Below are 25002 nucleotides of genomic sequence, written 5' to 3' on the forward strand. Positions count from 1 at the left end.
GACTACTCCGCCGTTGGCGTTCTGAAGCGACGGACGTAGTCGGTGCTATAGAGCGCGCTTTCGCGAAAATCGGATGAGGCAAGACCCTTGCCGACGAAGATCATCGCAGTGCGCTCGACTGGCTCTTCCGCAAGGCGGGCTTCGATATCGGACAGCGTCCCGGAAATGACCCGCTCTTCCGGCCAGGAGGCGCGCACGACAATGGCGACAGGGCAATCCGCACCATAGAGCGGCGTCAATTCCTCGACCACCTGACCGATGGCGTGGATGGCGAGATGAATAGCAAGCGTCGCGCCCGTTGCGCCGAAAGCCTTGAGGTTTTCGCTCTCCGGCATTTTCGAAGCGCGACCGGAAATGCGTGTCAGAACAAGGCTTTGTGCCACTTCAGGCACCGTCAATTCGCGCTTCAAAGTGGCGGCTGCCGCGGCAAAGGAAGGCACGCCGGGTGTAACGGTGTAGTCAAGCCCGAGCCGCTCCAGACGGCGGATTTGTTCACCCATGGCACTCCAGACGGAAAGATCGCCCGAATGCAGCCGAGCCACATCTTTTCCGTCTCGGGCGGCGGCAACGAACTCCGCCTCGATTTCATCCAGAGACAAGGCTGCTGTGTCGACGATGCGCGCACCTTCCGGGCAGTAGTCCAGCAGCGCCTTGGGCACCAGCGAACCGGCATAGAGGCAGACGGGAGAAGCGGCGATCAGATCGCGACCGCGCAACGTGATCAGATCTGCAGCACCCGGGCCAGCGCCAATGAAGTGAACGGTCATGTCTTGTCTCCAGCAGTGGCGAAGGCCACGGTAATGTCGCCGACCACCATGCGAGGCGCGATCAGTCTTGACGCTTCGCCAAGGGCTGCAAGCGCCGATGCTTCGCTAACGCTTGGCGAGGCGGCATGTTTTGAACTCAAGGCGGATCGGGTCAGTGTTCGGACGGCAGCAGCGTCGAAATCGGCCTGCGCCACCACGACAAAAGCCATGCCAAGCCGTGTCGCTGCTTCCAGCAAGGCTGGTTCATCCGCCTTCATGGGTGCCGTTACGATAAAATCGAACGCAACGCTATGCTCAGCGCTGGCCTGCTCGAGCGCGGCTATCACCGCTTCAGGGCTCACGCCCTTGCGACACCCGACGCCAGCGACGATCACAACACATCCTTCGGTTTGACCCAGGCCCACTGCGTGACCGGCATAGCCGGACGCCAGCCTTGCATCTGCCCGACCGGGGATGCGCGCGTTACCTCAAGCCAGATCAGAGAACCGCCAAGGCGCGCCTGAGCGGAGAGCAGCATGGCCTCCATTTCCAGCGTGACTGCATTGGCGACAAGGCGACCGCCCGGCTTCAAGGCGCCGATTGCCCCCTCTAAAACCCCAGTCTCACTGCCTCCGCCGCCAATGAAGATAGCATCAGGCATCGGCAGGGCTTCGAAAGCGTCAGGTGCCGTACCAATCACCACATCGAGACCAGGCACGCCGAAGGCTTCGGCATTGCGCATGGCGCGCTCGGCCCGCTCCGGATTTTGCTCGATTCCGATAGCCCGCAACGATGGGTGAGACAGCATCCACTCGATACCGATCGAGCCGGAGCCCGCGCCAATATCCCACAGCAGTTCACCATATCGGGGCGCGAGCGATGACAGGGTAACAGCACGGATTTCCCGCTTGGTCATCTGTCCATCATGTTCGAACAGCGAATCGTCAAGCCCGCTGGCGAAGGGAAGGATCCGTGCCGCTTCCTCAGCAACAACATCGATTGCGACCACATTGAGCGGATCGATATCCGCGAAGGCAAAATCCTGAGCCGTGGTTGTGCGGGTGTTTTCCCGTTCACCGCCAAGTGCTTCCAGCAGATGGAAGATCGATCTTCCAAAGCCTGCTTCCTTGAGAAGCGCGGCAATCAACGCCGGGGCACTGGCATCGGAGGTCAGCGCAATGATCTTCGCGCCAGGGTGAAGATGTGGACGTATAAGATCGATGGAGCGGCCATGCAGCGAAATGCAGGCAGTATCCTGCAAGGTCCAGCCTAGACGCGACGCGGCAAGCGAGATGGAGGACGGAGCAGGGTAAGTGATCACCTCTGCCGGATCGACCAGCCGCAACAGGGTGACGCCGACACCGTGGAAGAAAGGATCGCCGGACGCAAGGACGCAGACCTTTCTGTTCTTGAGCTCCACGACGTCCGTCATGCCGACATCGAATGGAACAGGCCATGCCCGCGCTTCGCCCCTGATGGCAGCCGAGGCGAGTTCAAGATGACGTTTGCCGCCGCAGACGACCTCGGCAGCCTCAATGGCTCGGAGAGCATTTTCGGCAAGCCCGGCAAGACCGTCTTCCCCAATACCGACGATGGAGAGCCAGGGCGCAGGTTTTTTGGTGGCGGAGGCCGGTGTTCCGGCATATTCACGAACCATGACACGCTCCATCCTCATTCTCGGCGGCACGGCGGATGCCCGCATACTGGCTGGAAAGCTTCCCGACGACTCCGGCTACCGAATTTTGCTGTCCATGGCGGGCCGCACGAAGGATCCCGTCAAGCAGCCCGTACCGATGCGTGTCGGCGGTTTTGGCGGCGCAGAGGGCTTGGCGCGTTTTATTTCCGAAGAAGGCTTCGATCTGCTGGTGGATGCGACGCATCCTTATGCGGCGCGCATCTCCGCCAATGCCGTGAAGGCTGCGGAAATAGCAGGCGTCGCTCTGGTCAGACTGTCGCGCCCGGCTTGGGTCGCGGGAGAGGGCGATCGTTGGCTGAACGTTGGAAGCGTCGAGGAAGCGGTCGCCGCACTGGGTGCCGTCAGCACAAGCGCTTTTCTGGCGCTTGGCCGGCAAGAGCTCCTGCCCTTTGAGGCCTCGCCCCAGCACAGATACCTGATCCGCAGCGTCGATCCGGTAGAACCGCCGCTTAAGGTTCCGAATGCGCGCTACATCACGGCGCGTGGACCTTTTGCGCTTGTCGATGAGATCGAGATGTTGAAGGGCGACGGGATCGAGGTGATCGTTTCGAAAAACTCCGGCGGAACGGCGGCCTATGCGAAGATCGAAGCTGCCCGCGCGCTTGGGATGCCTGTGATCATGATCAACCGTCCGGCCCGCCAAAAGGCCGATGCGGTGAGCGTCGTGGTTCCGGATATCGAGACCGCGCTGTCCGCCATCCGCCATCAACTTTCCCTCTTGGAAAAGCGCGGCGAATAGACCAGCGACGGCTGACCTTGGCGCTCGATAATCCGGGTCTCGACCGACCCGACAATGATGCAGGTCGACATGTCGGCCATGTCGCTCGACGCTTCGGCGAGAGGCACGACTTGCATGCGCTCATCCGCACGACCGGCAGCGCGACCGAAGACGACGGGCACCGACCTCGGCAAATGCGCCCGCAGCACATCGAAGGCCGTCGCCAATTGATGCGGTCTTGCCTTGCTGACAGGATTGTAGAAGGCCATCACGAACCCGGCTTCAGCCGCGGCCACCAGCCGCTTTTCGATCAGCGACCATGGTTTCAAATTGTCGGAGAGCGAAATGGCGCAGAAATCGTGACCGAGCGGCGCGCCCGCTCTTGCTGCAACAGCCAGCATGGCGGTGACGCCGGGCACAACGGAAAAGTCGATGTCGCGCCATTCGGCAGGGCCGTTCTCTATCGCCTCACACACGGCAGCCGCCATGGCGAAAACGCCCGGATCCCCGCCTGAAACGACGCAGACTTTTCCGCCAGAAGCGGCCAATGCCAGCGCCGCCTCGGCGCGCGAAATTTCCTCACGATTATCCGATGCATGACGCCGTTGGTCTGGACGCAGCGACAACCGGTCGAGATAGGGAATATAGCCGAAGAAATCCTCTGCCTCGTCCACCGCCGCCAACGCCTCCGGCGTGATCTGCGCCAGATTTCCAGGCCCGAGGCCGACGACGGTCAAACGTCCGGTGGAGGACGGGCTCACGCAATCTCTCCCGCCGGGCGATCCTTCCAGCCAGGAACCAGAACCAGAGAGAAATAGGGAGCGGGGGATTCATCGCGCTCGATCAATCGTATGGCATGTCCATTGGCCATGGTGCCACGCTCGACATAGAGCGCGCCTTCGAGCTTGCCCGCTTTCTCCAGCGCACGGCGAATCTTCGGCAGGTTGCGACCGACCTTCATGATGACAGCGCCATCCGTGCCGGAAAGCCGCTCGAAAAGCGCATCCTCGCCAAGCGTGCCGGGAAGGACGCTTAAGATATCGTCTCCTTGGACGAGCGGCAGTCCGGTCATCGACCAGCATCCGGACATGGCAGTGATGCCCGCAACGACTTCCGCCGGATAGTTGGGCGCAAGCCGCAGATGCAGATGCATATAGGAACCGTAGAAGAGCGGATCGCCTTCCGACAGAACAGCAACCGTGCGACCCGCATCCAGATGGGCGGCAATGTCGCGTGCCGACTGGTCGAAAAACGCGGCGATCGCGCCGCGATAGTCGTCGCCATTCTTGTCGTGTTCGACCGTGACCGGGTAGACAAGCGGCATTTCCAGCGTGCCAGGACGAATGAAGCTTTCGACGATGCCACGGCCATTGCCCTTGCTGCCGCGCTTGCAGAAAAACGCGATGACATCCGCCGTTTCGATTGCGCGCACGGCCTTCAGTGTCAGAAGATCGGGATCGCCGGGGCCAGTGCCAACGCCGATGACTTTACCCTTCAATGCCTTTTCAGGCGTGGGATCGTAAAGGGCAGCGCTCATAGGCCAGCCCTCGCGACGGCATTGACAGCCGCCGCCGTCATGGCGGAGCCACCCATGCGGCCTTTGACAATGGCGTAGGGAATGCCGAGCGTGCTTTCTTCCAGCGCGTCCTTGGATTCCATCGCACCGACGAAGCCGACCGGCATGCCGATGATGGCAGCCGGACGAGGCGCGCCTCTCTCCAGCATTTCCAAGAGATAGAACAGCGCCGTCGGCGCATTGCCGATGGCAACCAGAGCGCCGTCGAGATGATCGGCCCAGAGATCGAGGGCGGCTGCGGAACGGGTGTTGCCGATGGACTTCGCCAAGTCCGGCGTACGCGGATCACGCAACGTGCAGATCACGGCATTGCCAGACGCCAGACGCGCCCGTGTGACCCCATGCGCCACCATTTCCGCATCACACAGAATGGGTTTGCCTGCTGCAAGCGCGCCGCGCGCGGCGGAAACGAAATCGGCGGAAAAACGGAAATGCCGCGCTGCCTCCACCTGTCCGCAGGCATGGATCATGCGAATGGCAATATCCGCCTGTTCGGGCGTGAAGGCGGAGAGATCCGCTTCCTCACGGATGATAGCGAAGGAGCGCTCATAGATCGCATCGCCATTGCGGATATAGTCGTACGTCGTCATGTCTCGTCCTGTCGGAGCGCCGCGACAATCCTGTCCTTGCCCAGTCGAACAAGGAAGGTGCGGGCATTTTCTCCGGGCTTATGTTCTTTTTCATAGAGGCGGGCAAGCCTGGAAAGCCCGGCCTTCTGCTGATCGATGGTCAAGCGCGCATCGGGCGGCGCTGAAGCCTTGGCCTGGTAGCCGAAGGAAAAACCTTCCGACGTGCCGGAAAAGGCAAGGAGCGCGGATGTTGGATGCGCGCAGCCCTTGCCGCAGCCGGATAGATGCAAGGTGAAGGAACCGTCAAGCATCGTGCCACACTCTTTGGCTGCGAACGCGGCGAGCGCTCGAACCGGCGTATAGGCCGATGCACAGGACGGTGCGCCCGCGCACACCGCGATGGCGGATCGGGGATCGTTGTCGCTAACTATGAGGCCAGCCTTCTGCGCGTAATCCAGCAGTGCCGCACACGCGTCGCGATCACCAAGCGCATAGAGCCCGTGCAACGGACCCGGACGAATAGACCTGACGCCGAGATCGCCTGCAATCTGGCACAGCGCAGACAGCGCTTCCGAGGTGATCTGCCCAAAAGCCGGAGCGATGACAGCGGCGTAGAGGCGATCATTGATGGGCCACAATCGGCGCTCGTCGGTTTGGCTCAATGTCCCGATGTCATGCGCTGGAGCGCGGACGTCTGATGGGATCGGCAGGAGACGATCACCGCAGACATTATGCGCAGCCGCCCTATCCAGATCGCGCCCGCGCGCATCCGGTCCTCGCTCCGCCAAGTGAATGAGCAGGTCGATGACGCAATCCGCGGCATCTTCCGTCCGCAAAGCCCCTACAAGCAGCGCCTTTTCTTCCGTGCCACCCAACATCAACAGCCAGAGGACGTCGCCGTCCCGCTGGGCCGCTTTGAGCCTGATATCGGCAAGCAGCCCGCCCATCGGAGCCCGACTACCGCCATCGACGATGACCGACATCTTCGCGGCCAGCTTCGCGTCGAGACCAAGCGCCGTGGCCTTATGGCTGATGAGTTCAAGGATTGGTCCAGGATTGGCGACTTCGCTGTCGTCTATCCCGGTAAGCGGTGAGCCTTCCACAGCAAGCCCCTGCCGCAAGGGCAATTGCAGCGCCAGCACATCATGCTCCAGTTCAACGGCGCTTTCGGCAGTCAATCCACGAAATTGAAGGCTGCCACGCGCGGTCACATCCAGGAGTCCATTGCCGTGGCGGCGTGCAAGATCGCCGAGACGGTCGAGATCGCTTGGTGAAAGCGAAGCGGTAAACGCCACCCGCGACAACAGTCCATCGCCCGTCTGCATGGGGGCGGAGAGAGCAGGGCAGACGCCTCTGCGAGAAAAGGGCTGAACCTGGGGAAGCGGGTTCATGCCGATATCCTCTTGGACGAGGCCTTGGACGAGCGCGGCGCGATCAGCATTTCCAGTTCCGCATCCACGGCGTTGCGACGGCTGTGCCAAAGATTGCGGCGGCGTGCAGACAGGAAGCGTTGCGCCATCAGTTCCGCAGCCTTGGGGTTTTCCCGTAAAATGAAATCGCGCACCTCGTCATTGCCGAAATAGGCATCGTAAAGCGCTTCGATCAGCGACGAGGAAACGGCCTGCGTGGTTTCAGCAAAGCCAATCAGCCGGTCGACGGTCTCTGCAAATTCGGCGGCACCGCGCGGACCATGGCGCATCTGTCCGGCGATGAAGCGCGGATTGACGGCACGGGCTCGCACCACGCGGGTGATTGCCTGGGCGATGGAGCGGGCACGCGGCCGGGCAGGATCGGTCGTATCCAGAGCCACCACGTCCGCCGCCTGTCCAAGCTTTGCCTTGGCGGCGGCAAAGCCGCCGATGAAGGCGACATCGGACGAACCGTCCAGAAGATCGCGGCCCGGATCGTCGCCGGTGTGAACCAGAAGTTCAGCGCGTTCGACTTGGGCGGCAAAGCCTGAATCGGAGAGGATCGACAAGCCATCTGCCCCGCCAAAGGCGTGGCTGGCTGCATCCAGATAGGCTTGGCCAAGCTCTTCCCGCTCGTCCCAATCGCCGCTTGCCAAGGCTTCTTCGATGCCAGCGCCATAGGTGCCGGGAGCAGAGCCGAAAATGCGTGCCGGGATATGACCGAGAGAGGCCATTTCCTCCGCCAGAGGATTGTCGCCGGGGGATTCTTCGCGTGAAGCAATCGTTCTTGCCGCCGCATGGAGAAGGGCAATCAGAGGCGGGAACATATCGCGGAACAGGCCGGAAATGCGGAAGGTGACGTCCACCCGCGGGCGTCCAAGCGTGGCCGGTGGCACAACTTCGATGCCGTTGACCCGGCCGGTCGCCTGATCGTAGATCGGACGCGCACCCATCAGATGCAGCGCCTGACCGACATCTTCGCCGCCATTGCGCAGCGATGCGGAGCCCCAGAGATCGAAAACCAGATGCCGCGGCCAGTCGCCATGGCTTTGCAGATGATGACGCAGCACCTCTTCGCCCGCAGCTTTCCCAAGCTCGAAGGCCGTCGGTGTCGGCATGGTGCGCGGATCGGTAGCATAGAGATTGCGCCCTGTCGGCAACACATCTAGTCGTCCGCGTGCGGGTGCACCTGAGGGACCTGGCACGATATGGTGACCATCCAGCGCCGCCAGCAGCGCAGCTTTTTCTTGGGCAGCACTTTCGCGCCTCAGAGAATCCGGCTCATCGTCAGCGCAACGCCCGAACACATGCTGGCCGTCCTTGATGGCGAAATCCTTGAGGTCGCACAGAAAGGCATCGATCCGGGTGAGTGCTGAATCCGCATCCTCCTCCGCGCCGATACCGGCATCGGCGGCGAGCCCCGTCTCGAAGGCCTTCTCGACGATCAGCTTCGCTAGACGGTCGCGGCGACGACGATCAAGCCCATCGGCCTGAGCATATTCGTCCACCAGTTGCTCGAGCGCTGCTTGCTCCGGCGAAAGACCGGCTGCAACCAGTATGGGCGGAATGTGCCCGATGGTGACGGCAGCGATCCGTCGTTTGGCAACAGCAGCCTCCCCCGGATTGGAGACAATGAAAGGGTAGATGACCGGCAGCGGTCCAGTGACGATTTCCGGGAAACAGGTTTGCGACAGCGCGACCGTCTTTCCCGGCAGCCATTCCAGCGTGCCGTGAGCGCCGACATGGATGATCGCATGCGCATCGAAATCCTGCTGCATCCAGGCACCGAAAGCCGCAAGCGCGTGACGCGGCGGCAAGGCCGGATCGTGATAGTCTACCCGCCTGTCTACTTGGCGCCCCCGGTCTGGAGCAAGAGCGACGACAACGGAGCCGAAACGGGCGGCGCGGAAGTGGAACGCCTGATCAACCACAGCCTCGTCGTCAACGGCATCGCCCCAGGCCAAAGCCATTCCAGTGCTTGCCTCCTCCGGAATAGCGTCGAGAAAGGCTCGGTAGCGGTCGAGGGGAAGAGTAGCGCGCTCCGTCTCAATCCGATCCAGAAGCTCCCGTGCGGTGGCCGGAATATCGCCGAGTGCATAACCCGCATCCTGCAGATCGCGCAGCATCTCCAGCACGCTTTGGGGCACGTCGAGACCCACGGCATAGCCCGTGCGACCGGGTGCGGCACCGGGATAATCCGGCATCAGGATAACAAGGCGCCTTTCCCGGGCCGCAGTCCGCGTCAACCGAAGGAAGGCAGCAATACGACGAGCGACCTGCTCGACCCGGTCTGGCTCAGGAGCATTGATCAGCCCTTGGCGCCCGGCAGGATCGGCCTGTTTGAAGGAGATCGCACCTGCCAGAATGCGCCCATCGAGTCCCGGCAAGACCACATGCATGGCAAGGTCGGATGGATTGAGGCCCCGCATGTTTTCGGTCCAGCCATCGCGCCGGGTCGTTGCCATGATCACTTGGAATACCGGCACGCCAAGCCGGTCGAACAGGCTCTTGCCGTCCTGATCCGTCTGGCTGGCAAAGGCAGTGGCTGCGGTGATGGCAGCGGGTTTCAGCGGTACCAGCGCGTCTTCGAGAAATTGGATCGCTTCGCCATCCTTCAGGCCGCTGACGAAGATCGGCAAAGGTGCGAAACCGCGGGATTTCAGCGCCTCGAATAGCGCATCGATTGGCGCAACATCGGCAGCCAGAAGCATGGAGCGATAGAAAACGATGGGAAGTCTTATCGCTTCGGGGGCAAAAGCCGCGAGCACCTCATCCACATGGACGGCGCCAAGGCCCGGCAGATAGAAGCCGGACTTCGGCAGCGGCTCCGGCGTGAAGCCAGGCCAGGCACCCTCTTTAGCAAAAGCGGCAAGACCTTCCGAAAGCCGGCGCATGTTCTGCGGGCCACCTTCGCGGAAGAAGGAGAGGATCGAAGCCAGCCACGTCTGGTCGATCGTGGATTGCGCCTCGAGCTTTTCGTCGCGCTCGCTACACTCACCCGGCAGGAGCAGGAGCTTGACGCCGCGCCTGCGCGCCATCATCGCCAGTTGATCGACGCCGTAGCGCCAACGGTCCGCCCCGCCAAGAATCCGGATAAGGATCAGCTTGGCGTGCTCCGCCGTCTTTTCGATCCAGAGGTCGACGGACATCGGATGGCGCAGTTCGGAGAGATTGGCGACGCTGAGCGAAACGCCTGAGTCTTCAGGCCAGGCGCGCTGCAGACCGGCCAGATCGCTTGACGAGAAAGACAGCACCACCACATCCGCCTGGGGCTGGTTGAGATCAACCGGCTCGATCAGGTCGTCTAGCGACGAGGATGTGGTGGCGAGAATATGCATGATGCGTCAGGCAGCCAGCATCTGTTCGATCTTCTCGCGGTTGAGGCCCTTTTCGCCAATCACCACCAGCGCAGAACGCCGCACTTCGCCCGCAGCCCAAGGGCGGTCAAAGTAATGGTTCACGCGCGAGCCGACGGCCTGAACCTGCAAACGCATCGGCTTGGCGGAGACTTCGACGAACCCTTTGATGCGCAACACGTTCTCGGAGGCCGCAGTCTGGGCGATACGCTCCGCCAGCGCCTCGGGATCGGACACCGCGCCGAGCTCGACGACGAAGCTATCGAACTCGTCATGATCGTGGTCTTCCTCCTCGTCATGGTGGGTATGCCTGTTTTCGATATCCTCTTCCACCGTGAGCCCGAGACCGATGAGAACCGCAGGATCGATCTGGCCATGGGATGCGACAACAATCTTCGCAGCCTTCGGCAGATGTTCGCCGATATGCGCCTTGGCGCGCTCCAGACCATCCGCATCGAGAAGATCGCCCTTGGTCAGCACGATCAGGTCGGCGCAGGCGATCTGGTCCTCGAAGACTTCTTCGACCGGATCGTCATGATCGAGCGCTTCATCATTGAGGCGCTGGGCGGCGAGCGCATCCATGTCATGCGATACCATGCCTTCCGCCAAGGCCGCACCATCGGCCACCGCAACGACGGCGTCGACGGTCACGCGGCTTTTGATTGCAGGCCACTGGAAGGCCTGCACGAGCGGCTTTGGTAGTGCGAGGCCCGAGGTTTCGATCAGGATATGTTCGACCTTGGGCTGGCGGCTGAGGATCTGTTCGATGGCCGGCTGAAAGTCGTCAGCGACCGTGCAGCAGATGCAGCCATTGGCAAGCTCGACGATGTTTTCTTCCGGGCAGCTTTCGATGCCACAGCCTTTGAGGATTTCGCCATCGATACCGACATCGCCGAACTCGTTGACGATGATCGCCAGTCGCTTGCCATCGAGCTTTTCCAAAAGGCCGCGCAGCAGCGTGGTTTTGCCGGCGCCCAGAAAGCCGGTGACGATGGTGCAGGGAACGCGCTCTAGCGTGGTCATGATGTCTCCTCGACGAAATTCAAAGGGGGAATACGCGCGACCATGCCGCGCTTCAAAATATCGGGACGGCCGCGCCAGGGCATCAGGCCACCGGTGGATGTAGAAAGCAGCTTTGCGCCGGTGATCAGATCATCGGCGTTTTCAGGCGTCAGCCCGCCAAACACATAGGACCAACCATCAGCGCTTCGCATCGCAGCACTGGCGCCACGCTTGCAATTGGCGAGACAATTGACGCTGCGCACCTCGACATTCGCCTCGGCACCAAGCGCGATCGTCGCGTGCGCAAGAAGCGCACCGGGACGCGGTTCCGCATTCGGCTCCACCTCGTCGCGGCAGCTGCGACAGACATAGACGACGACACCGGACGCTTCGCGCGTATCGGTCGATCCGTCAGTCCGTGACGATGTTGAGGTAATATCCAAACGAATCCGCTTCCGCCGTTCAAACATGCAAGGGGTGCGGATGCCGAAGACGGAATGCGAGACAGCGCAAACCGACATTCGACGAGACCGACTGACCGGAGCACCCCGCCCGGCAGACGTTTTGTTCTGAAACGGCAGGTCTCCTGGCTTACGGCTTGTCTGAGCGCCCTTGCACCGCCTTCCCGGATCGAAATCCAGTGGCTTTACGGTGCGGGCTCGCCGCTTACAGTTGCGGGGGCAGCCACGGATTGGCCCAAAGAGCGGGCGGAACCGTGTTCCCTCTTAGCTTTTCCCGTTGCCGGAAAAAGACCGTCAGTGCCTTACCTTTACGGGCAAGCCGCGCCGCGGTCAATGCAAGCCTTGCCATCCGCCTCATGGGCTCCATTGCGGAGGAGGGCGTTTTGACTATAGTCGCCGCTTCTAAAAACGGCTCGGAAGGATGTGGACATCATGACACGCGAGATCAGCGACATCGAAGCCGCCCGCCACCGCGAGAAGATGGTGAACCGCAAGAGCGTGCAGGATGCGGAAGTGGCCGAGAAGACCATCGAAAAGGGTCTGCTGATGGTGAATACCGGCCCCGGCAAGGGCAAGTCCACCGCCGCCTTCGGCCTTGCGCTTCGAATGCTCGGCACAGGCAGACGCGTCGGCGTCGTCCAGTTCATCAAGGGTGCGTGGTCGACTGGCGAGCAGCAGGCGTTGACGATCTTCGGCGACCGGGTGGAATGGCGCACCATGGGCGAGGGCTTCACCTGGGACACGCAGGATCTGAGGCGCGACGTCGCGGCAGCCACGAAAGCCTGGGACGAAGCCAAAATGCTGATGGCCGACGAAACGATTGGTCTTCTGGTGCTGGACGAGCTGAACATTGCGCTGCGCTATGACTATCTGGATCTGACAGAGGTCGTCGCCACCTTGCAGAGCCGCCGCCCCGATCTCCACATCATCGTCACCGGCCGTAATGCCAAGCCGCCTTTGATCGAAGCGGCCGACATGGTGACGGAAATGACGCTGGTGAAGCACCACTTCAAGGCAGGCGTCAAAGCCCAATCCGGCATCGAGTACTGATCCATGGCCGCCAGATCCATCATGTTTCAGGGAACCGGCTCGGATGTCGGCAAGTCGCTGATGGTGGCAGGTCTGGCGCGCGCCTTTACCCGACGCGGACTTTCGGTGTTGCCCTTCAAGCCGCAGAACATGTCCAATAACGCGGCAGTCACAGCCGATGGCGGCGAGATCGGCAGGGCGCAAGCTTTGCAGGCGCGCGCCGCTGGCGTGCCGCTGTCGGTGCACATGAACCCGGTTCTGTTGAAGCCGCAGAGCGAAACGGGTGCGCAGGTCGTCGTACAGGGCAAAATTCTCGGCAACGCCAAGGCAGCAGACTATCAACAGATGAAGGCCGGGCTGATGCCCCGGGTGCTCGAAAGCTTCGAGCATCTGAAAGCCCGCGCCGATCTGGTCCTCGTCGAAGGTGCCGGCAGCGCTTCGGAAGTCAATCTGCGCGCTAATGACATTGCCAATATGGGCTTTGCCAGTGCAGCCGATGTTCCCGTGATCCTGATCGGTGATATCGACCGGGGAGGGGTCATTGCCAGCCTCGTCGGCACGAAGACAGTGGTGGATGCGGACGACGCCTCGATGATTGAGGGATTCATCGTCAACCGTTTTCGCGGCGATCCTTCGCTGTTCGATGAAGGCATGCGGATTATTGCTCAACACACAGGCTGGAGCTCCATCGGCCTCCTGCCCCATTTTGCCGATGCCGCTCGTCTGCCTGCCGAGGATGCGCTGGGTTTAACCGGCACCGGCCAATCAAAGCCCGGTGCGAAAATCCGCATTGCCGTGCCAATCCTGCCGCATATCTCCAATTTCGACGATCTCGATCCGCTCGATATGGAGCCGGATGTCGAGATGATCCGCGTGCGCCCTGGAGCCGCCATTCCCGGCGATTGCGCCCTCATCCTGCTCTGCGGATCGAAATCCACGATTGCCGATCTGGACGTCTTGAAACAGGCGGGTTTCGATCTCGACATCAAGGCGCATCTTCGCCGTGGCGGCTTTGTGCTTGGTCTCTGCGGCGGCTATCAGATGCTGGGACGCTTGTTATCGGACCCTGACGGCATCGAAGGTCCGCCTTCCACCGTCGAAGGTCTTGGGCTGCTCAACGTCGAAACGGTGCTGACGGGAGACAAAAGGCTGCTCTCGGTAGGGGGGCGCAGCTTCGATGGTAAAGCCTTCTCCGGCTACGAAATGCATGTCGGTGTCACAAAGGGGGATGACTGCAATCGCCCCTTCGCTACGATCGGCAATCATATCGACGGTGCAATCTCAGCGGACGGTCGCGTCTTCGGCACCTATGTCCATGGTCTGTTTGCCGAGGACGGACAGCGCAGCGCCTGGCTGCAAAGGCTTGGGGCGCAATCATCGGCGCTGAATTACGAGGCGCAGGTGGATGCGGTTCTGGATCGCCTAGCGGACCATATGGAGCGCCACCTCGATCTCGACGCGCTGCTGTCTATAGCACGGTAACCAATGCCAGAAGACCGAAGAGCCCGATCAACAGACTGTCGGCGATCCGCGCGAGTTTCAGCGCCTGGCGAATATCGGCAGCGGTCAGATCCCGCCGTCCGCCTTCACCCATGAAGCGCGCCTGAATCATCTGTCCGCCATAGGAACGCGGCCCGGCAAGTGCAAAACCAAGCGCACCCGCCAGCGCCGATTCCGGCCAGCCGGCATTGGGAGACCGGTGATGCTTCGCATCGCGCGCGACGGCACGCATGGCAGCTTGCGGTGATGCGCCTTTGACGAAGACGGCAGCGACGATGAACAAAACAGCCGTCAGGCGCGAGGCGGGAAGATTCACCAGATCGTCTACTCGAGCCGATGCCCAACCAAAAGCCTCATGGCGCGGCGTGCGGTGACCGATCATACTGTCAGCGGTATTGATCGCCTTATAGCCAGCGCCGCCCGGTAGCCCGAGCAAACCGAGCCATAATGATGGCGCCACAATGCCATCGGAAAAATTCTCCGCCAGGCTTTCGATGGCCGCCCGGCACACCGCCGCCTCATCCAGCTGATCCGGATCGCGGCCAACGATCATCGATACAGCTTTTCTGCCGCCTTCGAGGCCTTCGCTGTCCAGCGCGGTGGCAACTGCTTCGACATGCTGCTCCAGACTTTTTTGAGCTGGAAGCGAAGCACCGACGATGGCGACAAGCAACAACCCCAGCGGAAAAATCAGAAGGACATTCTGCAAGGCGAGCGCGATGGCAACGGTGACGCCGAGGAAGACCACGAGCGCCAGCACGCCTTTGGCTTCACGATTAGAAATTGATCCCTGTTCCCGGTTCCATTTTCTGTCAAGCAGCGCGATAAGCGAGCCGATCCATGTGACGGGATGGCCGATGCGGCGAAACAGCCAGTCGGGATAGCCAACAAGGCGTTCGATCAAAAGCGACAGGAAAGCGAGAGCAAAGAACATGGGCGATACTGGACCGGTGACTATGCAGGCTGCGATCCGTCATGGTGGCGATCTGGGGCGGGCGCGTGCGTCTTTTCCGCTGGCACCGGAACCCTGGATCGATCTCTCCACGGGGATCAATCCGCATTCCTATCCGCATTCTCCCATTCCTGCCAGCGCCTTTGCCCGCCTGCCGGAGCCTTCCGCCTTAAACCGCTTGAAGGAGATTGCCGCCACAGCCTTCGGCGCGCCCTCTGCAGCGCATATCGCCGCGGCACCCGGAACGCAGATGCTGATGCCGCTTCTGGCCGAACTCGCTCTGCAACGAGGTGCAAAACGAGCGGCGGTTTTCACACCCGCTTACGCGGAACATGCCAGGACGGCGCGAATGGCGGGCCTCGACGTTGCGGAGGTGTCCAATTTCTCGAACCTCTCCGATTTCGACTACGCCGTCGTCATCAATCCGAACAACCCGAATGGTCGGGTCATGGGGCGGGGTGACCTTCTCGCTCTCGCAGCCGACATGAGCCGCAAAGGCGGCCTGCTGGTGATCGATGAGGCATTCATTGAAACCGGCTATGGTGAGAGTTTGGCCGACACCACTGAGACCGGTGAACTGATTGTTCTGCGATCCTTCGGCAAATTCTATGGAATGGCGGGGTTGCGCCTCGGCTTTGCGGTTGCGCAGCCGGAGATTGCCACAAGGTTGGAGCAGCGCATGGGGCCGTGGGCTGTGTCAGGCCCGGCGCTGCATGTGGCGTCGGAAGCGCTGGCAGACAATGGCTGGCGTGACAACATGCGACTCCGGCTAAGGACAGACGTTGCGCGTCTTGACGCAATATTGACGAGCGCAGGTCTCACCGTCGTGGGCGGCACCAGTCTTTTCCGTCTGGTCCGTGACGAGAAGACCACCACGATCTTCGAACATCTCGCCAATCGCGGCATTCTCGTCCGCATCTTCGATGAGCGTCCGAACGATATGCGCTTCGGACTTCCTAGCACGGAAGCGGAATGGGCGAAGCTCGAAGCCGCTCTTTCGGAACTTTAGATCTTCCGGTCAGCGTCAAAAAAATATGCTCGGGACACGCCCGAGCATAAAAAGGTCCGGGAGGAGAACTCGGAACCTCAGCCCTTGAAGGTATAAGCCTCAATGGACTCCGGCTTCATTTCGATGGAGAAGCCCGCCATCTTCGGCGGCATGTAAGCGGCGTTCTGGATATCGCACGGCTCGAAGAAGTGCTCGTGCAGGTGATCGACATACTCGATCACGCGGCCTTCCTTGGTACCGGACACCACCAGATAATCGATCATCGACAGATGCTGAACGTATTCGCACAGACCCACGCCACCGGCGTGCGGCCAAACGGGCAGATTGTATTTCGCGGCGATCAGCAGAACGGCAAGGACCTCGTTCAAACCGCCCATGCGGCAGCTATCGATCTGCACGACGTCAATCGCGCCCTCGGCGATGAACTGCTTGAACATGATGCGGTTCTGGCACATTTCACCGGTCGCGACCTTCACCGAACCAATGGCCTGGCGGATCTTGCGGTGACCGGCAACATCGTCCGGGCTCGTTGGCTCTTCGATGAAGAAGGGCTTGCAGAAGGCGAGCTTGTTGACCCACTCGATGGCCTGATCGACTTCCCAGACCTGATTGGCATCGATCATCAGATAGCGATCTGGACCGATAACCTCACGGGCGATGGTGAGGCGACGAATATCGTCCTCCAGATCGCGGCCAACCTTCATCTTCACGTGGTTGAAGCCGGCATCGATCGCTTCGTGGCAAAGGCGACGAAGCTTTTCGTCGCTATAACCGAGCCAACCGGCCGAAGTGGTGTAGCAGGCGTAGCCCTCGGATTTCAGGATATCGACGCGCTCCTTCTTGCCGGCTTCCGCCTTCTTCAGGATGGCGAGCGCATCCTCCCGCGTCAGAACGTCGGTCAGGTAGCGATAGTCGACGATATCGGCGATCTCTTCAGCGCTCATATCGGCCACGAACTGCCAGACAGGCTTGCCAGCCTGCTTGGCGAGCAGATCCCATACGGCGTTGACGACGGCGCCGGTGGCCAGATGCATCGCCCCCTTGTCGGGGCCGATCCAGCGCAGCTGGCTGTCGCTCGTCAGATGGCGCCAATATTTGCCGGGATTCTCGATGACGGTGGCGAGATCGGTTCCAACGACCAGATGACGCATCGCCTTGATTGCCATGCAGCAGATATCGTTGCCGCGGCCAATGGTGAAGGTCAGTCCATGACCCTTCAACGAAGGCTCATCCGTATCAAGAATGACGTAAGCCGCCGAGTAATCCGGATCTGGATTCATCGCATCCGAGCCATCGAGGCTCTGTGAGGTGGGGAAGCGCAGATCGAAAACGCGCAGGTCGGTAATCTTGGTCATGGCCGTTTACTCGCGGTCAGGGGTCATTGAATGAGGGAGGCTCGTCGGCATTTCAGGCCACTTCCACCATGCCTTTGATGACGCCGGCGCGCGGGTCAGTCAGGCTGGCAAAGTTGGCTGGCACTTCGGCGAGCGTCATGCGGTGGGTGATGAGAGCGTCCGGCACACGACCGGCACGCAGGGCTTGCAGCACCCGCTCGAAATCTTCCGGCGTTGCGTTGCGGCTGCCAAGCAATGTCGTCTCGCGTTTGTGGAATTCCGGGTCATTGAAGCTGATGTCGCTGGCAACGATGGAGACGAGGACATAAGCGCCGCCATGGCCGACGAAGGAGAAGCCGCGCTCCATGGCCTTTGGATTGCCGGTGGCATCGAAGACGACATCGAAGAAGTTTCCTTCGGTAATCTCGCTCAGACGATCCTTGTCGCCTTCGCCGAGCTGGACGATATTGGCGACGCCGAGATGATCGCGGCAGAAGGATAGCCGGTCTTCGCGGCTGTCGATCATCGTCACCGTCGCGCCATTCATCACGGCAAAGACCGCAACGGCCATGCCGATCGGACCGGCACCGACGATCAGCACATGCTGGTCCTTCTCGACCGCACCGCGACGCACCGCATGCGCCCCGATCGCCAGGAACTCCGTCATTGCGGCCTGATCGAGGGATAGCCCTTCTGCCTTCAGCACAAACTGCTGGGGCACGCTCAGATACTCCACCATGCCACCATCGCGATGCACGCCGAGTACGCCGATGTTACGGCAGCAATTGCTCTTGCCCTTCAGGCAGGCGCTGCAATGGCCGCAGGACATGTAGGGAATAATGGTGACAATATCGCCGGTCGAAAGGCTGCTGCCCTGCGGCGCTTCCTTGACCGTACCAGCCAACTCATGGCCCATGATCCGCGGATAGGAGAGGTAGGGCTGGTTGCCGGTGAAGATGTGCAAATCCGTGCCGCAGACACCGATGCGGCGAATACGGACCAGAACTTCATTCTCCGCTCGAGACGGCTTTGGCAGTTCCTTGGAAACGAGGAGACCGGGTTTGTCGCAGAAGATCGCCAGCATGAATCACCTGTCCGAAAGAGAATAAAAATCTATGGCGTTTCCGCCGAAAACCTTGGAGTGGTGCTCTTGCGGAACCACATCCCGGCAAAAGTCCAACCAGCCTTGATAGTCGCCAGCAAGGCGGATCACCGGCCAGTCGCTACCGAAAATCACCTTTTCCGGGCCGAAGAGCTCCAGGATCGTTTCAGCATAGGGCCGAACCGCTTCCGGCTTCTGATCTCCGCGCTCCACCAGAAGACCGGAGAGCTTGCAGTAAACATTGGGCAGGGCGGCGAGAGCGGCCATGTCGCTTCGCCAGTCGACATAATGGCCTGTCGCAATCTTGGGCTTTGCGCCATGATCGATGACGATCTTCAATGCCGGGTGACGGCTGGCAAAACGCAGCAGATAGGGCAGATGCGGCGGCAGAACCAGCGCATCGAAAACGAGGCCATTTTCCACCAGCGCTTCGACGGCAGGATCGAGTGCCGGATCGTCGATCCATTGCACGTCGGCAATGTCCTGCAACATCGGGCGCACGCCTTTCAGGGCGCGATGGGAGGCAAGTCGGGCGATTTGTTGCGGCGCATCCGCGGCCTTCATGTCCACCCAACCCACGACGCCCTTGATGAAGCTGTTGTCATCGGCAAGCGCCAGCATGAAATCCGTATCGGCAGCTTGTTCCATCGTCTGCACCAGCACGGTCCCGGAGACACCAGCCTTTTCCAGCAAGGGCTGAAGATCTACGGGCAAAAAATCCCGATAGATCGCCTCAAGCGAAGCCGGCGGCCATTGGCCCTGCCGGTCTTTCAGCAGCCAGAAATGCTGATGGGCATCGATGAGCATGGCGTCAGCCCTTTGCCCCTGGAACGGGTGAACCTTCGGCGATCAGACCGCGACGGTGCAACTCGGCCCAGAACGCGTCCGGAATCTCCTGCTCGAACCAGGCGATGTTGGAAGTCAGCTGCTCGGCATTGCGCGCGCCGGAAACGACGGTCACCGAGGCAGGGTGAGCCAGCGGGAACTGCAGCGCAGCCGCCTGAAGCGAGACACCCATCTCCTCGCAGACATCATGCAGTGCATCCACCCGTGCCAGAAGCTCGGCCGGTGCGTCCTTGTAATTGAACTTGCGATTACCGGCCAGAATGCCGGAATTGAAGGCACCGGCAACCACGATGCCGACACCCTTTTCAGCGCAGACATTCATGAAGTTCAGGCTCTGCTGTTCCAGAAGCGTATAACGCCCGGCGAGCATGGCGGCGTCGATATCGAATACCTCCATGGCGTCACGCACCACCTCCCACTCGTTGACGCCGAGACCGACGGCCTTCGTGGAGCCTTCGTCGCGCAGCTTGCCGAGCGCCTTGAAGCCACCACCCGTCGTCAGCTGATCCCAATAGTGCTGGTGCTTGTCGCCATGGGTGTAAGGGCCGATGTCGTGGATATAGAGAATGTCGGGCTTGAGAACGCCGAGCCGCTGCTGGCTTGCCTCAAAGGAGCGCATGATAGCGTCGTAGGAATAGTCGTAGACCGGCCGGAACGGCAGCGGCGCGACATAGGTATCTTCTTCCGGTCCGACGGTTTCATCCGGCACCATGACCCGGCCGACCTTAGTGCTCAGCGTATATTCGCTGCGGTCATGCTCGGTCACCATCGTGCCGAGACGACGCTCGGAGCGGGTGTAGCCATAGAAGGGCGCGGTATCGAAGTAACGCATGCCGCTGTCCCAGGCCTTATCGAAAGCGCCCTTGGATTCCTCATAAGGCGTGATGCGATAGAGGTTGCCCATCTGCGCACAGCCAAGACCCATGAGGGTCACTTCGACATCTCTATGCGGCAATTTGCGTGTATCGGAGACCTTCATGGCGGGCACTTTCACATTTTTCATCTGGTGGCGATGGTCGCACGACATGCGACCATCTGCTTTGCACGTCTCGTATGGAATTTCGTCACGCCCAAGGTCGGCTCAGGCGTGACGCAGGAGGATTTTAGTACAGAACGTTCTTGGCTTCCGGCTTGTCGATGTTTTCCTTGGTGACGACGACGACACCGGTATCGACGAACTTCTCGACCTTTTCCTTCTTGATGAGCTTTTCGACGGTTTCAACGCCCTTTTCGCCCATCTGGTAGGAACCCTGTACCACGATCGCGGACAGCGTGCCGTCCTTGACGAAGTTCTGGAGGTCTTCGTTGCCGTCGAAGCCGATGGCAACGACCTTGCCAGCCTTGCCGGACTGAGCGAGCGCGCGGCCAACACCGATTGCGGTCGGCTCGTTGGCGCCGAAGATGCCCTTCAGGTCAGGGTTGGCGGCCAGAACGTCGGTCGTCTGGTTCAAAGCGGTCGCCATCTGGGACTGCGAGTAGTAAGGTCCAACGATCTGAAGCTTGGAATGAGCCTTGATGTAGTCGATGAAGCCACCGACGCGACCGATTTCAGAACCGGCACCGGCAACATAAGACATGACAGCGATCTTGCCTTCCGTGCCGACCTTCTTGATCATTTCTTCGGCGGCCAGTTCACCGGCCTTCTTGTTGTCGGTCGCCAGGAACGACTGGTAATACTGCTCGCCACCCTTGGCCAGCTGCGAGTCGATCAGAACGACGGGGATACGCGCTTCCCAGGCCTTCTTGACGGCGGGCAAAAGAGCGTCCGGGTCGGACGGCGCGAGCACGATGCCGTCGACCTTACGGTTGACTGCATTTTCAACCATGTTCACCTGGTCGGCAATGGCGGATTCGGACGCCGGACCCTGGAAGGTCATCGTTTCGCCCTTGATGTTCTTCATCGCAGCGTCGGCGCCCTTCTGGACGTTCTGCCAGAATGTCGAGTTGACGGTCTTGACGATGACGGCGATTTCGCCGGCCTGAACCGCGGAAACGCTCCAGAGCGCGATCACGGATGTCAAAAGAACAGTGGTCAGTTTCTTCATGTCTTCCTCCATTTGTACCGGCGAAGGGAGAGCTCCTCTTCTCAACACCGGCTGTCCCGCGGATAGGGTCCGCACCCTTTTCAGAAGCCTTGCAGTGCAATCAGCGGCGATTGCGCAACTGGTCGATCCAGACTGTCATCAAGATGACGAGGCCGATGATGATCTGCTGCGTGAAGGCAGAGACCCCGTTCATGTTGAGACCGTTGCGCAGGATGCCGATGACGAATGCACCGATGGCTGTCCCTGAAATCGTTCCGACGCCGCCGATCAGCGAGGTTCCGCCGATAACGGCGCTGGCGATGGCATCAAGCTCGTACATGACACCTTCGTTCGGCTGTGCGGTGACGAGGCGCGACATCAATACGCAGCCCGTCAGACCGGCAAGTGTGCCGGAAAGAACGTAGGTGAAGTTGGTGACGCGGGCGACATTGACGCCAGAGAGGCGAGCCGCCTCGGCATTGGAGCCGACCGCGTAGATGTGGCGTCCGAGAACCGAACGGTTCAGCATGAAAGCCACGGCAAGAGCAATGACGACCATCAGGATGACGGGGTAGGGAATGCCCGGGAAAACCACGTTCGGGAATCCGTCATCACCGATGTTGACGATGCGGAAGAGGGCGCCGTTGCCAAGTTCGCCAAAGGATTCGCCAAGACCCGAGACGGCACGCGCACCGGTGATCTGCAGCGCAACACCACGGGCAATCAACATCATGCCAAGCGTTGCGATGAAAGGCGGCAGCTTGAAGCGCGTGACGAGAAAACCATTGATCAGACCACAGAGCGAGCCCGTCAGGATACCAAGGAACATACCGACCGGAACCGGCATGCCGAGTTCCTTTACCGCAAGTGCTGCGACCACACCGGCCAGCGCCAGAACCGAACCAACGGACAAGTCGATGCCGCCGGTGATAATGACGCAGGTCGCGCCAATACCCAAAAGCGCAATCGAGGTGACCTGCAGCGCAATCGTCATGGCATTATTGACGCTGAAGAAGGCACTGCTGGTGGCCGAAAACACGATGGCCAGCACCACGAGGCTGCCGAGCGCGGCAAACTTCTGGATGATGTCCTTCTGTCTGTCGCTGAGCGAAGGGGTCTTAACGGGTTCTGGGGATTTCGACATGTCTTACCTCATTGCGCCTTGCGGCTATAGCCGGAGGCATAGCGCATGATTTCTTCTTGATTGGTCTTGGCCGTTTCCAGCACACCGGTAATGGTTCCTTCGTGGAACACCGCGATACGATCCGTCAGGCCCAACACTTCGGGCAGTTCCGAGCTGATGAGGATCACGCCGATGCCGCGGGCAGCAAGCTCATCCATGATCTTGTAGATCGCGAACTTCGCACCGACGTCGATGCCGCGGGTGGGCTCATCGAAAAACAGGATGCGCGACTGGCGGAACAGCCACTTGCCGATGATGATCTTCTGCTGGTTGCCACCCGACAGAAGGCGAACCGTCTGCTTGATCGAGGGTGTGCGTACATTCAAGAGATCGACATAATGCTTCGCGACCTCGTCGTGCTTCTTGAAATCGATCAGGCCGAAGCGGTTGGAGACCTCATCCATATTGGCAAGCGAGGTATTGGCAGCCACCGACATCTTGATCGCCAGGCCATCGCTCTTGCGGTCTTCGGAGAGGTAGGCAATTCCCTGCTCGATAGCGTCCTGTGGCGACTTGATCGTCAGCTCGCGGCCCTCGAAGGTGATCGTGCCCGCATCGAAAGCATCCGCGCCGAAAATGGCACGGGCAACTTCGGTACGACCGGCGCCCATAAGACCGGCGAATCCAAGGATTTCGCCACGGCGCAATTCGAAATTGACGTCCTGGAATACGCCTGCACGCGTCAGACCCTTGACGGAGAAGATGACCTCATCCGTCGGCTTGGACGTACGCTCGGGGAACTTTTCCTCCAGCGAGCGGCCAACCATGCGGGTAACGATGTCATCGACGGTGATCGACTTGAAATCGTCGGTCGAGATATAGCGTCCATCACGAAGCACGGTGACGCGATCGACGATCTCGGCCATCTCATCCAGGCGGTGGGAAATGTAGACGATACCGACACCGGAGGCCTTCAGGTCGCGGATGACCTTGAACAGCAGGCGTGTTTCCTGCTCGGTCAGCGACGAGGTCGGCTCATCCATGATGAGCACTTCGGCATCGAGTGAAAGCGCCTTGGCGATTTCGACCATCTGACACTGTGCCACGGAAAGGCCGCGCACCAGCGTATCCGGATGGATATCCACGCCGAGGCGATCGAGACAGCGTTTGGCATCGGCACGCAGCGTCTTGCGGTCGACCAGGAAGCCTTTTCTCGGTTCGCGCGCAAGATAGATGTTTTCGGCAACGCTCAAATGCGGAACAAGATTGAGTTCCTGGTGGATGATGGCAATGCCGGCGGCTTCCGATTCCAGCGGAGAGGCATACTGGACCTTCTGGCCCTTATGCAGGATCGTGCCGCTGGTCGGTTGATAGACGCCACTGATGATCTTCATCAGCGTGGACTTGCCAGCGCCATTTTCGCCACAGACGGCGTGAACTTCACCGGAGCGCAGGTCGAAACGCACATCGCTCAACGCCTTGACGCCGGGGAACTCCTTGCAGATGTCCTCAAGACGCAGAAGCGTACCGGACGCCTGAAGCGCGTCATGCCGTGTGTCATCATGGCTCGAAATGGACGATGCGCCCTGCGACATCCGCTACCTCCCAATAGCCGCTCCGTTCTCCCGCAGAGCGCTTCAATGGGCGCAATGGTTAGGCCGCATTTTTTTCATGGTCAAGCCAATTTATGATTTTTTGTTGCCCTGCATAGCAATCTCGGCGAAATGAAATCTCCAAATTGCTTATAAATAACAATCTTTTCAATGAGATAAAATATATCTTTGCCAATGTGTTCTGTAAGGGATACGGTAAGGCCAAATCTCAATATTTATCAGAACAACCGTGGACTGCAGATGAATGGTCAGGCCAAAATCCTGGAACCGAGGCGACTTTACCAACAAGTTGCGGATCAGATCCGCGAACTGATCGATGGTGGAGAGTTTCAGGCTGGAACACGGCTACCGTCCGAGCGGGACCTCGCCCAGAAGCTCGGTGTTTCCCGTCCGTCTCTGCGTGAAGCACTGATCGCGCTTGAAATCGATGGCAGCGTTGAAATTCGCATGGGCTCCGGCGTCTATGTATCGACTGAGACCGCCGCGCGACAAGCGAGCACACGGTCTCTTGGCGACAGTCCTTCGGAACTCATGCAAGCCCGTTCAACATTGGAAGGTGCGACCATCGTCCTCGCCGCCAGCCGTATCGATGAGGCTGCTCTCGTGACTCTGCGAGGAACGCTCGATGAGATGAGGAAGGAGATCGACGCAGGTCGCAAGCCTCTGGATCAGGACAGAAAGTTTCACGCCACGATCGCCGAGCAATCAGGAAACACGATTCTGGCGCGTTTGGTTGGCGATCTCTTCGATGATAGGCACAGCCCGATCTCGACACAATTGCGGGTAAAGTTCGAAGACCGTAGGACGTGGACTTTTGCGCTGGAAGAACACGAGGCCATTCTGGCTGCGCTGGAAAGTCGCGACCCGCTATTGGCTCAGGCAGCCATGCGCATTCACCTGGAAAGCTCAAGACGACGCTGGATCGATATGTAATTCA

Annotated in this window: 23 protein-coding genes and 1 riboswitch; of the genes, 5 read left to right on the forward strand and 18 right to left on the reverse strand. The window is 60.2% G+C overall.

The window, feature by feature from the left end; genetic code table 11:
- Positions 1-2: 2 nt before the first annotated feature.
- From cobM to cbiE, 3 genes are read right to left on the reverse strand one after another with little or no spacing between them, the layout of a single operon-like run.
- Complete coding sequence (cobM, locus tag QE408_RS22480; RefSeq protein ID WP_306934660.1) at positions 3-767, reverse strand: precorrin-4 C(11)-methyltransferase; 765 nt, start codon at positions 765-767, stop codon at positions 3-5.
- A complete protein-coding gene (locus QE408_RS22485) occupies positions 764-1141 on the reverse strand; it encodes a cobalamin biosynthesis protein (protein ID WP_306934661.1) in 378 nt (125 codons plus the stop codon). The genes cobM and QE408_RS22485 overlap by 4 nt, the downstream gene beginning before the upstream one ends.
- On the reverse strand, positions 1138-2403 hold the full coding sequence (gene cbiE / locus QE408_RS22490; protein WP_306934662.1) for a precorrin-6y C5,15-methyltransferase (decarboxylating) subunit CbiE: 1266 nt from the start codon (positions 2401-2403) through the stop codon (positions 1138-1140). The genes QE408_RS22485 and cbiE overlap by 4 nt, the downstream gene beginning before the upstream one ends.
- Between cbiE and QE408_RS22495 the strand changes: the two genes are divergently transcribed.
- On the forward strand, positions 2402-3181 hold the full coding sequence (locus tag QE408_RS22495; protein ID WP_306934663.1) for a cobalt-precorrin-6A reductase: 780 nt from the start codon (positions 2402-2404) through the stop codon (positions 3179-3181). The genes cbiE and QE408_RS22495 overlap by 2 nt on opposite strands.
- On the opposite strand, the gene QE408_RS22500 is transcribed toward QE408_RS22495, so the two are convergent.
- From QE408_RS22500 to QE408_RS22530, 7 genes are read right to left on the reverse strand one after another with little or no spacing between them, the layout of a single operon-like run.
- Entirely contained in the window at positions 3148-3921 is a 774-nt protein-coding gene (locus QE408_RS22500; protein ID WP_306934664.1) for a precorrin-3B C(17)-methyltransferase, read from the reverse strand. The genes QE408_RS22495 and QE408_RS22500 overlap by 34 nt on opposite strands.
- Positions 3918-4697 carry a precorrin-2 C(20)-methyltransferase gene (locus QE408_RS22505; protein WP_306934665.1) on the reverse strand — a complete coding sequence of 260 codons (780 nt, stop codon included), beginning with the start codon at positions 4695-4697 and terminating at the stop codon, positions 3918-3920. The genes QE408_RS22500 and QE408_RS22505 overlap by 4 nt, the downstream gene beginning before the upstream one ends.
- The gene (locus tag QE408_RS22510) at positions 4694-5326 is read right to left on the reverse strand and encodes a precorrin-8X methylmutase (RefSeq protein ID WP_306934666.1); all 633 of its coding nucleotides are present in this window, start codon (positions 5324-5326) and stop codon (positions 4694-4696) included. The genes QE408_RS22505 and QE408_RS22510 overlap by 4 nt, the downstream gene beginning before the upstream one ends.
- Positions 5323-6696, reverse strand: a complete 1374-nt coding sequence (gene cobG / locus QE408_RS22515; protein ID WP_306934667.1) for a precorrin-3B synthase — start codon at positions 6694-6696, stop codon at positions 5323-5325. Before cobG ends, QE408_RS22510 begins: the two co-directional genes overlap by 4 nt.
- Positions 6693-10052, reverse strand: coding sequence for a cobaltochelatase subunit CobN (gene cobN / locus QE408_RS22520; RefSeq protein ID WP_306934668.1), 3360 nt, complete (start codon positions 10050-10052; stop codon positions 6693-6695). Before cobN ends, cobG begins: the two co-directional genes overlap by 4 nt.
- A 6-nt stretch (positions 10053-10058) precedes the next feature.
- On the reverse strand, positions 10059-11096 hold the full coding sequence (cobW, locus tag QE408_RS22525) for a cobalamin biosynthesis protein CobW (protein ID WP_306934945.1): 1038 nt from the start codon (positions 11094-11096) through the stop codon (positions 10059-10061).
- Positions 11090-11515, reverse strand: coding sequence for a DUF1636 family protein (locus QE408_RS22530; protein WP_306934669.1), 426 nt, complete (start codon positions 11513-11515; stop codon positions 11090-11092). The genes cobW and QE408_RS22530 overlap by 7 nt, the downstream gene beginning before the upstream one ends.
- Before the next feature lie 116 nt (positions 11516-11631).
- A riboswitch (cobalamin riboswitch) is annotated at positions 11632-11844 on the reverse strand.
- 121 nt (positions 11845-11965) lie between these two features.
- On the opposite strand from QE408_RS22530, the gene cobO reads away from it, so the two are divergent.
- Together cobO and QE408_RS22540 are read left to right on the forward strand one after the other, a co-directional pair.
- Entirely contained in the window at positions 11966-12583 is a 618-nt protein-coding gene (gene cobO, locus QE408_RS22535) for a cob(I)yrinic acid a,c-diamide adenosyltransferase (protein WP_306934670.1), read from the forward strand.
- A gap of 3 nt (positions 12584-12586) precedes the next feature.
- The gene (locus tag QE408_RS22540) at positions 12587-14044 is read left to right on the forward strand and encodes a cobyric acid synthase (RefSeq protein WP_306934671.1); all 1458 of its coding nucleotides are present in this window, start codon (positions 12587-12589) and stop codon (positions 14042-14044) included.
- Here QE408_RS22540 and cbiB read toward each other — a convergent pair.
- Positions 14031-14996, reverse strand: coding sequence for an adenosylcobinamide-phosphate synthase CbiB (cbiB, locus tag QE408_RS22545; protein WP_306934672.1), 966 nt, complete (start codon positions 14994-14996; stop codon positions 14031-14033). The two genes, QE408_RS22540 and cbiB, sit on opposite strands and share 14 nt — an antisense overlap.
- Between cbiB and cobD the strand changes: the two genes are divergently transcribed.
- Entirely contained in the window at positions 14995-16023 is a 1029-nt protein-coding gene (gene cobD / locus QE408_RS22550) for a threonine-phosphate decarboxylase CobD (protein ID WP_306934673.1), read from the forward strand. The two genes, cbiB and cobD, sit on opposite strands and share 2 nt — an antisense overlap.
- A gap of 77 nt (positions 16024-16100) precedes the next feature.
- Here the strand turns inward: cobD and QE408_RS22555 are convergent, their stop codons facing one another.
- The 7 genes from QE408_RS22555 to QE408_RS22585 all read right to left on the reverse strand — a co-directional run bounded on the left by QE408_RS22555 (position 16101) and on the right by QE408_RS22585 (position 24047).
- Entirely contained in the window at positions 16101-17378 is a 1278-nt protein-coding gene (locus tag QE408_RS22555; RefSeq protein ID WP_306934674.1) for an L-fuconate dehydratase, read from the reverse strand.
- Positions 17379-17430: 52 nt separating this feature from the next.
- Entirely contained in the window at positions 17431-18441 is a 1011-nt protein-coding gene (locus QE408_RS22560) for a zinc-binding alcohol dehydrogenase family protein (protein WP_306934675.1), read from the reverse strand.
- 3 nt (positions 18442-18444) lie between these two features.
- Entirely contained in the window at positions 18445-19266 is an 822-nt protein-coding gene (locus tag QE408_RS22565; protein WP_306934676.1) for an amidohydrolase family protein, read from the reverse strand.
- 4 nt (positions 19267-19270) lie between these two features.
- Complete coding sequence (locus tag QE408_RS22570) at positions 19271-20284, reverse strand: aldo/keto reductase (RefSeq protein WP_306934947.1); 1014 nt, start codon at positions 20282-20284, stop codon at positions 19271-19273.
- A 124-nt stretch (positions 20285-20408) separates the two neighbouring features.
- Positions 20409-21350: an ABC transporter substrate-binding protein gene (locus QE408_RS22575; RefSeq protein WP_306934677.1), complete on the reverse strand. Its 942-nt coding sequence runs from the start codon at positions 21348-21350 to the stop codon at positions 20409-20411.
- Between the two features lie 100 nt (positions 21351-21450).
- Positions 21451-22473, reverse strand: coding sequence for an ABC transporter permease (locus QE408_RS22580; RefSeq protein WP_062424708.1), 1023 nt, complete (start codon positions 22471-22473; stop codon positions 21451-21453).
- 8 nt (positions 22474-22481) lie between these two features.
- A complete protein-coding gene (locus QE408_RS22585) occupies positions 22482-24047 on the reverse strand; it encodes a sugar ABC transporter ATP-binding protein (protein ID WP_306934678.1) in 1566 nt (521 codons plus the stop codon).
- A gap of 258 nt (positions 24048-24305) precedes the next feature.
- Here QE408_RS22585 and QE408_RS22590 point away from each other — a divergent pair, with 258 nt between their 5' ends.
- On the forward strand, positions 24306-24998 hold the full coding sequence (locus QE408_RS22590) for a FadR/GntR family transcriptional regulator (RefSeq protein ID WP_306934679.1): 693 nt from the start codon (positions 24306-24308) through the stop codon (positions 24996-24998).
- Positions 24999-25002: the final 4 nt, after the last annotated feature.

The organism is Agrobacterium larrymoorei, from assembly GCF_030819275.1.
GTDB classification, from domain to species: Bacteria; Pseudomonadota; Alphaproteobacteria; order Rhizobiales; family Rhizobiaceae; genus Agrobacterium; species Agrobacterium larrymoorei_B.

What these genes read in the sequence shown, in the direction of transcription:
- cobM (WP_306934660.1), bottom strand. Translation starts at nt 767, where the DNA reads ATGACCGTTCACTTCATTGGCGCTGGCCCGGGTGCTGCAGATCTGATC.
- QE408_RS22495 (WP_306934663.1), top strand. Translation starts at nt 2,402, where the DNA reads ATGACACGCTCCATCCTCATTCTCGGCGGCACGGCGGATGCCCGCATA.
- cbiE (WP_306934662.1), bottom strand. Translation starts at nt 2,403, where the DNA reads ATGGTTCGTGAATATGCCGGAACACCGGCCTCCGCCACCAAAAAACCT.
- QE408_RS22505 (WP_306934665.1), bottom strand. Translation starts at nt 4,697, where the DNA reads ATGAGCGCTGCCCTTTACGATCCCACGCCTGAAAAGGCATTGAAGGGT.
- QE408_RS22510 (WP_306934666.1), bottom strand. Translation starts at nt 5,326, where the DNA reads ATGACGACGTACGACTATATCCGCAATGGCGATGCGATCTATGAGCGC.
- cobG (WP_306934667.1), bottom strand. Translation starts at nt 6,696, where the DNA reads ATGAACCCGCTTCCCCAGGTTCAGCCCTTTTCTCGCAGAGGCGTCTGC.
- cobN (WP_306934668.1), bottom strand. Translation starts at nt 10,052, where the DNA reads ATGCATATTCTCGCCACCACATCCTCGTCGCTAGACGACCTGATCGAG.
- cobO (WP_306934670.1), top strand. Translation starts at nt 11,966, where the DNA reads ATGACACGCGAGATCAGCGACATCGAAGCCGCCCGCCACCGCGAGAAG.
- QE408_RS22540 (WP_306934671.1), top strand. Translation starts at nt 12,587, where the DNA reads ATGGCCGCCAGATCCATCATGTTTCAGGGAACCGGCTCGGATGTCGGC.
- cobD (WP_306934673.1), top strand. Translation starts at nt 14,995, where the DNA reads ATGGGCGATACTGGACCGGTGACTATGCAGGCTGCGATCCGTCATGGT.
- cbiB (WP_306934672.1), bottom strand. Translation starts at nt 14,996, where the DNA reads ATGTTCTTTGCTCTCGCTTTCCTGTCGCTTTTGATCGAACGCCTTGTT.
- QE408_RS22555 (WP_306934674.1), bottom strand. Translation starts at nt 17,378, where the DNA reads ATGACCAAGATTACCGACCTGCGCGTTTTCGATCTGCGCTTCCCCACC.
- QE408_RS22560 (WP_306934675.1), bottom strand. Translation starts at nt 18,441, where the DNA reads ATGCTGGCGATCTTCTGCGACAAACCCGGTCTCCTCGTTTCCAAGGAA.
- QE408_RS22565 (WP_306934676.1), bottom strand. Translation starts at nt 19,266, where the DNA reads ATGCTCATCGATGCCCATCAGCATTTCTGGCTGCTGAAAGACCGGCAG.
- QE408_RS22570 (WP_306934947.1), bottom strand. Translation starts at nt 20,284, where the DNA reads ATGAAGGTCTCCGATACACGCAAATTGCCGCATAGAGATGTCGAAGTG.
- QE408_RS22575 (WP_306934677.1), bottom strand. Translation starts at nt 21,350, where the DNA reads ATGAAGAAACTGACCACTGTTCTTTTGACATCCGTGATCGCGCTCTGG.
- QE408_RS22580 (WP_062424708.1), bottom strand. Translation starts at nt 22,473, where the DNA reads ATGTCGAAATCCCCAGAACCCGTTAAGACCCCTTCGCTCAGCGACAGA.
- QE408_RS22585 (WP_306934678.1), bottom strand. Translation starts at nt 24,047, where the DNA reads ATGTCGCAGGGCGCATCGTCCATTTCGAGCCATGATGACACACGGCAT.
- QE408_RS22590 (WP_306934679.1), top strand. Translation starts at nt 24,306, where the DNA reads ATGAATGGTCAGGCCAAAATCCTGGAACCGAGGCGACTTTACCAACAA.